General features: G+C 62.5%; 7 protein-coding genes. 3 read left to right on the forward strand and 4 right to left on the reverse strand.

Translation table 11 applies throughout. The features are described 5' to 3' along the window. Nucleotides 1–1,167: 1,167 nt before the first annotated feature. On the forward strand, nt 1,168–3,681 hold the full coding sequence (locus PQQ96_RS40365; protein ID WP_408302756.1) for a penicillin-binding protein 1A: 2,514 nt from the start codon (nt 1,168–1,170) through the stop codon (nt 3,679–3,681). 185 nt (nt 3,682–3,866) lie between these two features. Here PQQ96_RS40365 and PQQ96_RS40370 read toward each other — a convergent pair whose 3' ends face one another. Beyond that, nucleotides 3,867–5,219 carry an MFS transporter gene (locus PQQ96_RS40370; protein WP_408302758.1) on the reverse strand — a complete coding sequence of 451 codons (1,353 nt, stop codon included), beginning with the start codon at nt 5,217–5,219 and terminating at the stop codon, nt 3,867–3,869. Nucleotides 5,220–5,455: 236 nt separating this feature from the next. Further along, nucleotides 5,456–6,574 (reverse strand): porin, encoded by a 1,119-nt coding sequence (locus tag PQQ96_RS40375; protein ID WP_408302760.1) that lies wholly within the window; start codon nt 6,572–6,574, stop codon nt 5,456–5,458. 401 nt (nt 6,575–6,975) lie between these two features. Between PQQ96_RS40375 and PQQ96_RS40380 the strand changes: the two genes are divergently transcribed. After that, complete coding sequence (locus tag PQQ96_RS40380) at nt 6,976–7,347, forward strand: hypothetical protein (protein ID WP_408302761.1); 372 nt, start codon at nt 6,976–6,978, stop codon at nt 7,345–7,347. A 40-nt stretch (nt 7,348–7,387) separates the two neighbouring features. Here the strand turns inward: PQQ96_RS40380 and PQQ96_RS40385 are convergent, their stop codons facing one another. Both PQQ96_RS40385 and PQQ96_RS40390 read right to left on the reverse strand, forming a co-directional pair. Continuing rightward, nucleotides 7,388–8,077 (reverse strand): FMN-dependent NADH-azoreductase, encoded by a 690-nt coding sequence (locus PQQ96_RS40385; RefSeq protein WP_408302762.1) that lies wholly within the window; start codon nt 8,075–8,077, stop codon nt 7,388–7,390. Between the two features lie 59 nt (nt 8,078–8,136). Beyond that, entirely contained in the window at nt 8,137–8,574 is a 438-nt protein-coding gene (locus tag PQQ96_RS40390) for a carboxymuconolactone decarboxylase family protein (protein WP_408302763.1), read from the reverse strand. Between the two features lie 604 nt (nt 8,575–9,178). On the opposite strand from PQQ96_RS40390, the gene PQQ96_RS40395 reads away from it, so the two are divergent. Beyond that, nucleotides 9,179–10,415, forward strand: a 1,237-nt coding sequence (locus tag PQQ96_RS40395) for an efflux RND transporter periplasmic adaptor subunit (protein ID WP_408302765.1), incomplete at its 3' end; no start/stop codon positions are given.

Consider the following 10,415-nt stretch of genomic DNA (forward strand, 5'->3'; position numbering starts at 1 on the left):
TTTCTGGGTGCCTATGGTGTTGGTCTTTGTTTGGGTTGTTTGCCTGCGCGGCGCTTTGTTTTTGTGTGCCTGCGGGAGTGGGCTTTTTCTGGGTTGTTTGCCTGCACGGCGCGTGTTTCTGTGTGCCTGCGGCGTTGGCCTTTCCTTGAATTGATATTGGTTTATTAGCGTTCGCCCCTGTGCGGGGCAGGCACTTACTTTCTTTGCCGCCGCAAAGAAGGATAAGCAAAGAAAGCGGCTCAACCCGCTAATTCTTAAGCGGGTCCCTCGCACAGTCACGGTAGTGGTGCATCTGGAATCTGTGTTCTCGCACATTCGGCGCTAGTGACAAAGCACTCATACCTCCCGCCTCGCACTCCGTGCACGCCGGATGGGTTTGCCGGCAAACCAGCGCTTTGTGCTGTGTGGTGGGGTTATCGGCTTCGCCTCGGTAAAATGCGGGATTCGCCGGGATGTGTGGGGGGGCCACCAGCTTTGTCTCGGCAAAACGCTGGAGTTCGCCGGGATTTCGAGGGCGCCGCTGCGAACCTGGGACCTTCGCGAGAGTGCCGAGCACGCGCATAGCAAGAGCGCAATTCCAGTAATACGTCGTCGCCTTGCGAAGTTAGCGGCTCAACGGCGACGCACCGCCCCGCGCAAGCGCTGGCGCGAAAACGCAGCGTCTGGTTCGACGAACTACCGCGTCTGCGCGCGCAGCGCCGCCGGAAGTATGACTCCCTTGTCACCGGGGCTGAATGTGCGAGAACGCGGATTCCAGATGCTCCACTACGCCCTCCGAGCCAGGGGGGCCGCTTAAGAATTAGCGGTTTGAGCCGCTTTCTTTTGCCTACTTTTCTTTGCGGCAGGCAAAGAAAAGTAGGTGCCTGCCCCGCACAGGGGCGACGCTAATAATCCAATATCAAATCAAGGAAAGGCCAAGGCCAAGGCCAAGGCCATAGGCAAACAGGCAAACAGGCAAACAGGCAAACAGGCAAACAGGCAAACAGGCAAACAGGCAAACAGGCAAACACATCAAGGAAAGGCCAACGCCGTAGGCATACAGAAACAAGCGCCACGCAGGCAAAAACCCCAAACAAAGCCCACCGCCGCAGGCGCACAGCCAAAAAGCGCCGCCCGGCCCCCATCTTGATACGATGCTGCCTTCGTCAAGCAGAACGGTACCCCCGAGTGAAGCGCCTGATCCCCAAATTCCTACAGATCCTTGAAAAAGGGCTAACCCTGGCGAACCCGCTCATCGCCCAGGCCCTCTGGCACCTGCGCCATCCCACACGCCGCGGCGTGGCATGGGCCTGCGCCGCCATCCCGGCGCTCTTCGTCCTCTATGTGCTGGCCCTGATCCCGTTCACGCCGAGCATCGGCGACATCCGTAAGGCAAAAATCGAGCAGCCGGCGCAGATTCTCTCGGCAGACGGCAAACTGCTGGCCGAATTCAAACCCTCGAACCGCGAGTGGGTGCCGCTCAAGGACATCTCGCCGAATGTGGTGAATGCGCTGATCGCCACAGAAGATCACCGCTTTTACCAGCATTTCGGGCTGGATTGGCGCCGCACGGCATCGGCCGCGCTGCACACGTTTTCCGGCGACCGCCAGGGCGGCTCGACCATCACCCAGCAACTTGCCCGCAATCTCTATCCGGACGAAATCGGCCGCGCGCCCACGCTGACCCGCAAAATCAAGGAGGCAATCACCGCCTTGAAGATCGAGGCGCTCTACACCAAGGACGAGATCCTCGAGACCTACCTCAACACGGTGCCGTTCCTCTACAACGCCTACGGCATCGAGATGGCGGCGCGAACCTACTTCGACAAATCGGCCGGCGACCTGAATGTGCTGGAGAGCGCGACGCTCACCGGCATGCTCAAAGGCAATAGCTACTACAACCCGGTGCTCAACCCGGAGCGCGCGCTGCAGCGGCGCAATACGGTGCTGGCGCAAATGGTCAAGTACGGCAAGCTCACGCCCGCAGCCTATGCAACGCTCTCGCGCCGCCCCTTGCGCATTGATTTTGAGCGGCAGACCGAGCCGCCCGGACCCGCGCCGCACTTCGCGCAGCAACTGCGCAAGTGGCTCGCGGCATGGGCTGATCGCAACGACTACAACATGTATTCCGACGGACTGGTGGTGCGTACCACCATCGATTCCCGTTTGCAGACCATGGCCACCCAGGCCGTGACCTTGCAGGGCAACCAGTTGCAGGGCATCGCCAACTCGGCGTGGGGCACGCGCGCCGGTTGTGCGAACGGCCGCGACCTGCTGCAAACTTTCCTGCGCGAAACTCCTGACTATCGCGCCGCAAAAGACGCGGGCCTCTCGGACGACGACGCAATGAAGCGCGTCTCGTCCGACCGCAACCTGGTGCAGTCGGTGTGCGAGTCGAAGACGCGGGTACAGGCGGACTTCCTTGCGATGGACCCGCGCAACGGCCAGATCAAGGCATGGGTCGGCAGCCGCGACTTCAGCCAGGACCCGTTCGACCACGTCCAGCAGGCGCGGCGCCAACCGGGTTCGACTTTCAAGCCGTTCGTCTACGCCGCGGCCTTCGAAGACGGCGCGAAACCCTCCGATACCTTTATCGACAAGCCCGTCGAGATTCCGCTGGCCGGCGGCGAAGTCTGGCGTCCGGGCGATGAGGATGAGCCGAGCGAGCGCGCCATCAGCCTGCGCGACGGCCTGGCCTATTCACGCAACCGGATTACCGCCCAGTTGATGGAAACGGTCGGTCCGAACAAGGTCGCGAGACTGGCGCGCGCGATGGGCGTGCGCGACAGCGAACTCGACCCGGTACCGTCGCTCGCGCTCGGCACGAGCCCGGTCACGCTGAAGGAAATGGTGTCGGCCTACGGCACGATCGCCAACCTCGGCGGTTACGTGGAGCCGGTCATGGTCACACGTATTGAAGACCGCAACGGCGAAGTGCTGGCCGATTTCGCACCGGTGCCGCCCAAACAGGAACTGCCGGTCGACGCCGCCCGCACGCTCATCGACGTGATGCGCGACGTGGTGAGCCGGGGCACGGGCTCAAGCATTCGCACGCGCTTCGGCGTTCGCGGGGATGTCGCGGGCAAGACGGGCACGACGCAGGGTAACGCCGACGGCTGGTTCATCCTGATCTCCCCGCAACTCGTGGCAGGGTCGTGGGTCGGCTTCAACGACAGCCGCGTGACCTTGCGCAGCGACTATTGGGGCCAGGGGGCGCACAGCGCATTGCCGATCGTCGGCGACTTTTTCCAGCGCGCCCAAAGGTCGAAGCTGGTCGATAGCCGCGTCAGGTTCGCGACCGATCAGGAGCCGGGCTGGTTTGCGCAACGCTCGGGCAGGCTGCGCGATTGGTTCGAGCATCTGTTCGAAGCGTCGCCTGCGAAGACTGAAGCGCCGGTTGTCACGCGCAATACGACGCGTCATGCGCCTGCTGCTGTCACAACTACGGCTGCCGCCGCACCGGCGTCCGTTGCGTCGGCGGCCGCCGCGGATGTGGAACCGCGCGCGCTGCCGCCGCTCCTTCAAGCAACGGCGTCAGCGCCTGTGCCTGCAAACAGGGCAGTCGACGGTGAGGCGCATGGCAGCGGCGAGCCGGCCCTGGCACCGACACCCACACCGGACGACGTGCTACCGCCGGACGCAGGCGGCGGCACGGCAAACTCACTCCCAAGCGTGCCGGCCAGCGCGAGCGCCTCGCCCTGAGGTTTGGCCATGCCGCGCCGCGTGGCTAAGCCCGCGCGGCGTTTTTATTTGCGTGGCTCGGCATGGTTCTTTCGGGGCGGCGATTTCGTTCAACACGGCGGAAACGGTCCCGCAAGCTCCGGCGCGGCCCGTTTCATAACGGCTTTTTCGAGTCAGGCTAGTCGGCGTTCCGCAAACGCCGTTAGCTAGGATCTCGCCACCTTCGCCCTGCCTGCCGCCTCCGCGTCCGGAAGACCGCACGACGCCTCGAGTGAGGTGTCGTGATGCAACAGAAGCACGGCCGCCACCCCGATGAGTCCCGCACCCGACAAACAGAGCAGGCCGGCGCCGAAGCCGCCGGTGCTGTCCTTGATCCAGCCCATCGCGTAAGGTCCGAAAAATCCCGCCAGATTGCCGAGGGAATTGACCGCGGCGATGCCGCCCGCCGCCGCCGCGCCCGACAGGAACGCGGCCGGCAAGGTCCAGATGACGGGCAGGCAGCCGAAGATGCCGAACCCGGCAATCGACAGCGCGATCATCTTCTGCACCGGATTGTCGAGTCCAGCCGCGGCCGCGATGCCGCCGGCCGCGACCAGCAGCGCGATCGCCACGTGCCATTTACGTTCGAGCTTGCGATCCGAATGACGGCCCCAATAAATCATGCTGATCACACCGACGATGTAAGGCAACGACGTCACGAAACCGGTCTGCAGATTGGTGAGACCGAAGGACTTGACGATCTGCGGCAGAAAGAAACTCAGGCCATAGTTAGTTGCGTTCGCACCGAAGTAGATGAGCGCGACAGCGAGCACCCGCGGATTGAACAGCGCTTCCTTCACGCTGAAAATGTGCACGGCCTCGCGATGCTCGCGCTCCTGAGCCTGGCGGGCGACCAGCCAGTTGCGTTCATCGTCGGCAAGCCAGGTGGCGTCGGCCGGCCTGTCGGTCAGATAGAACAGCACGGCGAATGAGAGCAGCAGCGCGGGCAGCGCTTCGATCAGATAAACCCATTGCCAGCCGGCTAGCCCGCCGTGTCCGTCCATCGACAGAAGCGCACCTGAAATCGGGCCACCTATTACGGTCGACAGCGGAATGGCCGCCATGAAATAGCCGACCACGCGGGCGCGATAGGCGGCGGGGAACCATAGTGTCAGCAGGAAGATGATGCCGGGGAAGAAACCCGCTTCGGCCACGCCCAGCAGGATGCGCAGGCCGTAAAACACGTGCGCGGGCGAGAGCCCAGTGATGCGGGCAATGTTCGGGATGTACGCCATCGCGCCTGCGAGGATCCCCCATGTGAACATGATCCGGGCGATCCATCGTCGCGCGCCGAACTTCTCGAGCAGAAGATTAGATGGGACTTCGAAGAAAAAATACGCAATGAAGAAGATGCCTGCGCCGAAGCCGAAGGCACTGGCGGACAGACCGAGCGCCTTGTTCATCTGCAGTGCAGCAAAGCCGACGTTGACCCGGTCGAGATAGGCGATGAAATAGCAGACGATCAGAAACGGCACGAGCCGGACCGTCACGCGCGATAGCGTGCGTGCTTCGATATCCATCGACGTCTCCCCCGGCTCGGCGTCCGGCTGGTTGATTAATGTCGTTACAGACTAGTCGGTGGAGAGCGTTTGCGAAAGTGTTTTGGCGTGGCGGCACACGCCGCGAAGAGAGCCGCGATGCGCCTCGATCGGCTGGAGGCGCATCGGGCGGGTTGCAGGCAGGGGGCGGCGGGGGCAGTAGGGGCGCGCCTGACGCTACCCTGAGCTTCCTGCGCCGCCCCCTGCAACGATTCGGCTTAGAACCGATGCGTCATACCCACCGTCGCAAGAATCTGCTTGGTTCCCGGGGCGGTCACGGTCACACCCGGCCAGCTTACCGTGGCGGTGCCGTTGTTCTTCATGTAGCCCGCCCGCATGTACAGACTCGTCCGCTGGGAGATCGAATGATCGACGCCCAGTTCGATGCTCGGCGTATTGTCATGTGCGCCGCGCACGCTGCGCTGAACGCCGGCAATCGTGATCGCGTCGGCCGGCGTTGCCTGGATCGTCGCGCCCAGTTCCGCAATGCTCAGCGAATGGCCCGTGCCCAGGTGCGCAGCCAGCGATCCTGGCGCCGGATCCTGTGAGCGGTTGTATGAATAGTTGAACTGGAAGTTCACGATACCGATCCGGTAGGCGAGCGCGCCGATGAAGTGCTCGGTGCCGAGCAGGGTCAGCGGAGCAGGCAGGCCGGCGATGGTTTCCTGTCCCGGATGCTGGTTCACGTAGGCCAGGCCCGCGTAGAAGCCGTAGCCCGAGTAAGTGGCCGCGAGGTTCAGCATGTTGCCCGTGGTGGCCGGCACAGGCTGGGTCACCGTCGCGGAGAACGCATACATGCCGTAAAGCTTTACGCCTCTCAGATCCGGCGATTGATACATGATCGAATTGCTGGCACGGCCGGAATCGTACTGCGTCGACAGCGTGTTCCGGTCGACGGCGAGGACGTTCGCCGAAAACGGCGACAGCACTTCGTTCGCGCGGAACGGATCCGACGGATAGATGACCCGGAAGCTCGGTTCGTACTGACGGCCCATGGTCACCGAACCGTACTTGTCGTCGCTCAGACCAACCCATGCCTGACGATAGAAGAGCGCCGTGGTGTCGGCAAACGCCGAACCATTGTTCACGTTAAAACCCGATTCGAGTTGAAACTGCGCCTTCAGGCCGCCGCCCAGGTCTTCGGTGCCCTTCAGGCCGAACAGGGAGCCGGTCGAGCCGCCGCTCTTTTCCGAGTACGAGTGGACGCCACCGTTGTCCAGATACTGGATGTTCGCATCGACGACGCCGTACAAGGTCACACTCGAGTCGGCGGCCGCAGCGCCACCGGCCGCAAGAATCAGCGTGGCTCCGCAAACGCCATGATTGATAAAACGCATGCATGTCTCCTCTTTTTATATCCGCCTTTCGCGGACCTGATTGCACAGTCTTGCTGCGGGGCGAGCCCGGGTCGGGTTCTTCGCCCCGAACTCCCGTGCGCCGCAAAATGGAATGACCGTGCTAATTTCAGTCAACTAGCGGAATAAAGCCAGTGCATTGTTTGTATGAGAAGAGTGCAGAAGATGCATGGCGCGGAAGGGCCGTGAAATCGGGGCTGAGGCCCGCGGAGGCGCGAAGTTCGCCGGTCGTCCGGTGGACTTGCGGAGTCCCTGCCAGGCATGGCCGGCCGGCGATTGTTTAAGCGTACGCAACAGTGTTTTCAGGTGGCGAGGCTGATCTGGCGCGCCTGATTGCGCATAATTTCGAGATTGGTAAAACGGTTAAAAAATGTAGACGCATCATGTTCAACAACGTCTCAGATCAGCTGCCGGATCAAGAAGGGCAATCCGTAGCACGGCAGCACCGAAGCCCGTCGTTCACCCGGGCACGCGTGCTTATTGCGGCGGTGGCCGCGTGCGCCAGCCTGGTGGGCTGCGCATCGGCGAGCGACGTGGTCGCCACCGACAAACCCGGCACCTACACGGTAGCGGCGAGCGCGACCGGTGGGCGGATGGCCTGGGCCCGCGCGCACGATCAGGCAATCAACGAAGCACGCGACTACTGCGAGCGTCTCGGCATGCGCAGCAGTGTCACGACAGAAACGGTCAGCGGCGTGCAGATGATGACCGCGCATGCATCGTCAGTGAGCTTCGAATGTCATCCGAAGTTCTAAGGGGTGAGGCGGCGCGATACCGCACCGCCTGCGTCTCACGTTACGCGCTCACTGCTTGTCGAGCGTGAATGTCCAAAGCGGAAGCCGACTGCGACTTCGCCCACGCGGCCCAGTTTGCCGCCACTGCGGTGAGCTCGGTGCGCGCACGTTCGAGCGCTTCGATCCGCGCCGCCTCGTCTGAAAACTGTAACGGCTGCGCGTCGACGAAGGACGGGGCCGCAACGCCGATAAATCCGAAAGCCGCCTTAAGCGCCGGCGTCAGCGCATCCATTGACGAGTAGGGCGAGCCGGCCCGCAAGTCCGCACCGCGACTCGTGATGAAGAGCACCCTCTGCCGCGCAAGCTGACCTTCTGTGTGCCCGTCGTCCGTAAACAAATAGGTCAGCCCGGTACGCGTGATGCTGTCAATGAAGGCCTTGAACACGGAAGGCATCGACCAGTTGTACATGGGCATGGCAAAGACCAGCGCGTCGGCGTCGAGCAGGCGCTTGCACAGCGCATCCGATGCCGCCAGTGTCGCTTTCATGGCGGCTGTGCGCTCGTGCGATGGCGTGTAAGTCGCGATGGTGAATGCTTCGCTCACATGCGGCGGCGTATCGACTGTGAGGTCGAGGTAATCGACCTCGATATCCATACCTTCCTCACGCAGGCGCTCCAGAAAATACCGGCTTAACGCGCGCGAATTGGATCGCTCGCGCTTGGCACTCGCGTCGACGTGCATGATTTTCATGACTTCTTTCCTTCAGGGTTCAGGCAGAAATGGTTAGCTGAGGCAGGGTTGCGGTGCGCTCAGGCCGGCAACTTGCGAAACGCGATCGCGAAGCGGTTCCATGCGTTGATGGCGGAGATCAGCAAGGTCAGGTCGACCAGTTCCTCGTCGCTGAAGTGCGGGCGTACGGCTTGCCACACGGCGTCGGGGACGTGTTCTTGCGATACCAGCGTGAGCGCTTCGGTCCATTCGAGCGCGGCGCGTTCGCGGTCCGTGAAGAAGGGCGTTTCACGCCACACCACGACAGTGGCCAGACGCCGCTCGGATTCGCCGCCTTTGCGGGCGTCGGTGGTATGCATGTCGACGCAGAAAGCGCAGCCGTTGATCTGCGACGCGCGCAGACGGACCAGTTCGGTCAGCGATTTTTCGAGGGCCGATTTGCCGATGCGTTCTTCAACGCCGAGCAGGACCTTGATGGCGGCGGGGTTGGCTTTGTAGAAGTCGAGACGTTGCTCCATGATTCATTTCCTGGCTGGTTGGACCCACTCAGCGTGGTTCGGTGAGTGAAGATTAGCCGCTCGACTGGCCTTATTAAATAACCGATTTTATCTAATTTTAGGTAGCCACTTTTCGGTGTGGAATCGGGTGTCGACAAGGTATGCACTCAATCTGGGTAACTCTCTGAGATCCGGATGACCCGCTGACTCGCATAGCCACCATCGAGCGCACCACCTATCTGCGTTTTCCCAAGGCACGTGGTATAGCGTGCCGTACTGCAATCTGTGGCCGTTACTGCACAGGTTGCTCGAGGGCCAAAGAGCCTTCTACTTTTTCCACTGGTTCACATGGTTTTGGGGCATTGAGCTTGGCTGCATGACATACACGAGGCAAGGCGCGATGAGGGATCGGCTGTAAAGCACCATCCCTGGCGGGCTTACAGAGCGTCCCAACGTGTAACGCGGCGTTACATCAGCGCTTGTCGTGACAAATTGGAATATGCCTACAGAACAATGTTCCGAAAACGACGCGATAGTTGGGTAGACTTCACCTGCATCAGCGTTCCGGTCCGGTGAATCGACGCACCCTGGTTTTTTGGGGCAGCCGCAGTTTTCGGAGGTTGGCATGAGCGAAGTGACGTCCACGCAGCCAAAGCGTTCCCGACGCGGGCGAATCGTGTTCGCGGTGATAGTGCTGGCGCTGGTCGCCCTGATCCTGGTGCACCTGCTTCGCCCCAAGCCACCGAAGGCCGGCGTGGAGCCGCAGGTCGTGACGACCGCCGCCGCGACCGTCGGCGAGATGCCGGTCATCCTGAGCGAACTGGGCACGGTCACGCCCGTGGCGACGGTGACGGTGTTGCCTCAACTGAGCGGCTACCTGACAGCGGTCGGCTATCGGGAAGGCCAGGACGTGGAGAAAGGGCAGTTTCTCGCCCAGATCGATCCGCGCCAGTACGAGATCAGCAAACAGCAGGCCGAGGCGCAACTGGCCAAGGATCAGGCGGCGCTGGCCCAAGCCCGCTCCGACCTTACCCGTTACAGTCAGTTGAACGAGCGGAAGTCGATCGCCGAGCAGACCTATGTCGATCAGCAGTTCCTCGTCCAGCAGGACGAGGCCGCGGTCAAGGCGGACAAGGCCAACATCGCGCAGTTTGAACTCGACCTGGCGTATTGCCGTATCACCGCCCCCGTTGCCGGCCGGGTCGGCCTGCGTCTCGTCGACCCCGGGAACTACGTCACCGCGTCGAGCCAGCCGGGCATCGCGGTCATTACCACCATGAAGCCGACCACGGTGGAATTCACCGTGCCGCAGAACTCGCTTGCCGCGGTGCTGCAACGCGTCAATTCCGGTGCGAAGCTGCCGGTCACGGCGTACCGCAGCGACAACAACACGCTGGTGGCGACCGGTACGCTGTACGCCGTCAATAACCAGATGGCCACCAGCACCGGGACGGTCACGCTACGCGCGACGTTCGCGAACGACGACGAAGCGCTATTTCCAAGCGAATTCGTCAACGTCAAGCTGCTGGTCGATACGCTCCAGAACGCCGTGCTGGTGCCGACGCCGTCCGTGCAGAGCGGCGCACCGGGCGACTATGTGTATCTCGTCAACGCCAACAACACGGTCTCCGTGCATAAGGTCACGCTGGGCCCGAGCGACGGCAAGCACACCGTCATCGCATCCGGTCTCGCGGCGGGTAACACGGTCGTGACCGACGGCATGGACCGGCTGAGTGACGGCGCGCAGATCAAGGTCGCCCCGGCAAAGCAGCCGGCGCCAGCCGGCGCGGCATCGTCCGCGTCTTCTGCCGGGGGGGGGGGACCCCCGCCCCCGCGCCAGCCCCCCCCCCCCCCCCCCGCCC

It is taken from the genome of Paraburkholderia sediminicola, assembly GCF_046027825.1.
Classification (GTDB): domain Bacteria; phylum Pseudomonadota; class Gammaproteobacteria; order Burkholderiales; family Burkholderiaceae; genus Paraburkholderia; species Paraburkholderia sediminicola_D.

Excerpts from the sequence above, each read along its gene's own strand:
- PQQ96_RS40375 (WP_408302760.1), bottom strand. The coding sequence starts at position 6,574 with ATGCGTTTTATCAATCATGGCGTTTGCGGAGCCACGCTGATTCTTGCG.
- PQQ96_RS40370 (WP_408302758.1), bottom strand. The coding sequence starts at position 5,219 with ATGGATATCGAAGCACGCACGCTATCGCGCGTGACGGTCCGGCTCGTG.
- PQQ96_RS40380 (WP_408302761.1), top strand. The coding sequence starts at position 6,976 with ATGTTCAACAACGTCTCAGATCAGCTGCCGGATCAAGAAGGGCAATCC.
- PQQ96_RS40385 (WP_408302762.1), bottom strand. The coding sequence starts at position 8,077 with ATGAAAATCATGCACGTCGACGCGAGTGCCAAGCGCGAGCGATCCAAT.
- PQQ96_RS40390 (WP_408302763.1), bottom strand. The coding sequence starts at position 8,574 with ATGGAGCAACGTCTCGACTTCTACAAAGCCAACCCCGCCGCCATCAAG.